The 2,558-nt window shown below is 72.1% G+C and carries 2 protein-coding genes; one reads left to right on the top strand and one right to left on the bottom strand.

The window, feature by feature from the left end; translation table 11 throughout:
* Nucleotides 1-24 precede the first annotated feature (24 nt).
* Nucleotides 25-969, top strand: coding sequence for a type I pantothenate kinase (coaA, locus tag I5E_RS00895; RefSeq protein WP_022905343.1), 945 nt, complete (start codon nucleotides 25-27; stop codon nucleotides 967-969).
* Between the two features lie 205 nt (nucleotides 970-1,174).
* Here the strand turns inward: coaA and glmM are convergent, their stop codons facing one another.
* Nucleotides 1,175-2,464, bottom strand: a complete 1,290-nt coding sequence (glmM, locus tag I5E_RS00890) for a phosphoglucosamine mutase (RefSeq protein WP_148286812.1) — start codon at nucleotides 2,462-2,464, stop codon at nucleotides 1,175-1,177.
* Nucleotides 2,465-2,558: the final 94 nt, after the last annotated feature.

Here is a 2,558-nt window from a genome sequence, read left to right as displayed (position 1 = left end):
CCTCCCGTCTGTACGCTCGTCCCCATGCCGATCACGGAAGCCACCGTCGCGCACCCGACCCCCTTCGTGGAGATCCCGCGGCGCGAGTGGTCGCAGCTCGCACCGAGGGAGCACCTCTCCCTCACCGAGACCGAGATCGTGCAGCTGCGCGGCCTCGGTGACCGCCTCGACATGCAGGAGGTGCAGGAGGTCTACCTCCCGCTCTCCCGCCTGCTGACCCTGTACGCGGCCGGAGCGCGGGACCTGCACGCGTCGACGTCGGCGTTCCTGGGCGACCGCGCCGGGCGGACCCCGTTCGTGATCGGCGTCGCCGGCTCGGTGGCCGTGGGGAAGTCCACCGTCGCCCGCCTGCTCCGCGAGCTGACGAAGCGGTGGCCGGACACCCCCCGCGTCGAGCTCGTCACGACCGACGGCTTCCTGTACCCGAACGTCGAGCTCGAGCGGCGCGGCATCATGGACCGCAAGGGCTTCCCGGAGTCCTACGACCGCCGCGCCCTGCTGCGCTTCGTCAGCCAGGTGAAGAGCGGCGCCGCCGAGGTCCGCGCGCCGTACTACTCGCACCTCGTGTACGACATCGTGCCGGACGCCGAGATCGTCGTGCGACAGCCGGACATCCTCATCGTCGAGGGCCTCAACGTGCTCGCACCGCCGGTGCACGGACGGCTGGCGCTGTCCGACCTGTTCGACTTCACGATCTACGTCGACGCGAAGACCAAGGACATCGAGGCCTGGTACGTCGACCGGTTCCTCGCCCTGCAGGAAGAGGCCTTCGCGAGCCCGGACTCGTTCTTCCACCGGTTCGCCTCGCTCTCGCGCGAGGACGCGGTGCGGACGGCGACCGAGGTGTGGCGGGCGATCAACGAGCCGAACCTCATCGAGAACGTGTTGCCGACGCGCTCCCGGGCGACGCTCGTGCTGAAGAAGGCGGCCGACCACAAGGTGAGTTCGGTGCTCCTCCGCAAGATCTGACGCGCGGGGGCGGGCGCGGCGGGCGCGGCGCGTGGCGCCGCCGCCGGCAGGACGCGACGACGAACCACGGATCCGACGTCGAACCAGGCGCGGGGGCTGGTGCGATGTCGCATCCGTGGTTCGACTCGGCTCGGCCGGGGCGGGGGCGGGGCGGCCGACGCCCGGGCCGCCGCCGCGGCTACGCGCCGCCGAGCGGCCCGCGCGGCTACGCGCGGTCGAGCGTCAGCCGCGCGCGCACGACGTCGGCGAGCTCCTCGGCGACGCGCTCGGCATCGGCCTGGGAGGCCGCCTCGACCATGACCCGCACGACGGGCTCGGTACCGGACGGCCGGAGCAGCACCCGGCCCGTGTCCCCGAGCTCGGTCGTCGCAGCGGCCACGGCGTCCTGCACGCCTTGGTCGGCCAGTCCGTGCCGATCCACACCCCGCACGTTCACGAGCACCTGCGGGAACACGGTCATGCACGACGCGAGCTGTTCGAGCGTCCTGCCCGTCCGGGCCATCTCGGCGACGAGGTGCAACCCGGTGAGGATGCCGTCGCCGGTGGTGGCGTACTCGTTGAAGATGATGTGGCCGGACTGCTCACCGCCGAGCGAGAACCCGCCCTCGGTCATCTTCTCGAGGACGTAGCGGTCACCGACGCCGGTCTCGAGCACCGTGATGCCCGCGTCCGCCATGGCCCGCTTGAGCCCGAGGTTCGACATGACCGTCGCGACGAGGGTGTCGGACACCAGGTGCCCGCGCTCCTGCAGCGACAGCGCGAGGATGGCCATGATCTGGTCGCCGTCGATCGCGTTGCCGGCGGCGTCGACCGCGAGGCAGCGGTCCGCGTCGCCGTCGTGCGCGATGCCGACGTCCGCGCCGTGCTCGAGCACCGCACGGGCGAGGTTGTCGATGTGGGTGGAGCCGACACCGTCGTTGATGTTCATGCCGTCCGGGTCGGCACCGATGAGGGTCACCCGGGCCCCGGCGTTCACGAAGACCTCGGGCGAGACGCCGGCGGCGGCACCGTTCGCACAGTCGAGGACGACGTGGATGCCGTCGAGCCGGTGCGGCAACGTGCCGAGCAGGTGGACGACGTAGCGGTCCTCGGCGTCGGCGAACCGGGTGATCCGGCCCACGTCACGACCGGTGGGGGTCGGTGCGGAGTGGTCGTGCATGGCCGCTTCGATGCGGTCCTCGACCTCGTCCGGGAGCTTCCGGCCGCCCGTGGCGAAGAACTTGATCCCGTTGTCGGGTGCGGGGTTGTGCGACGCGGAGATCATCACGCCGAAGTCGGCGTCGATGTCCGCGACGAGGAACGCCGCAGCGGGGGTGGGGATGACCCCGGCGTCGAGCACGTCGACGCCGGCCGAGGCGAGCCCGGCCGCGACCGCGGCACCGAGGAACTCGCCCGAGACGCGCGGGTCGCGCGCGAGGACCGCACGAGGGCGCGGTCGACCGGACGCCCGACGGGCGTCCGCGTGGTGTCCGTGTGTGAGGACGGCCGCGACCACNAGCGCGGCGACGACTGTCTGCTTCGCGAGAGGTGCCCACGACGAGCGGAGTCCGACGAGCACGATCGGACCGGTGTCCTCTCTCGCGGAGACG

It is taken from the genome of Curtobacterium sp. B18, assembly GCF_000333375.1.
GTDB lineage: Bacteria > Actinomycetota > Actinomycetes > Actinomycetales > Microbacteriaceae > Curtobacterium.
This window is presented reverse-complemented; position numbering and strand designations above follow the sequence as displayed.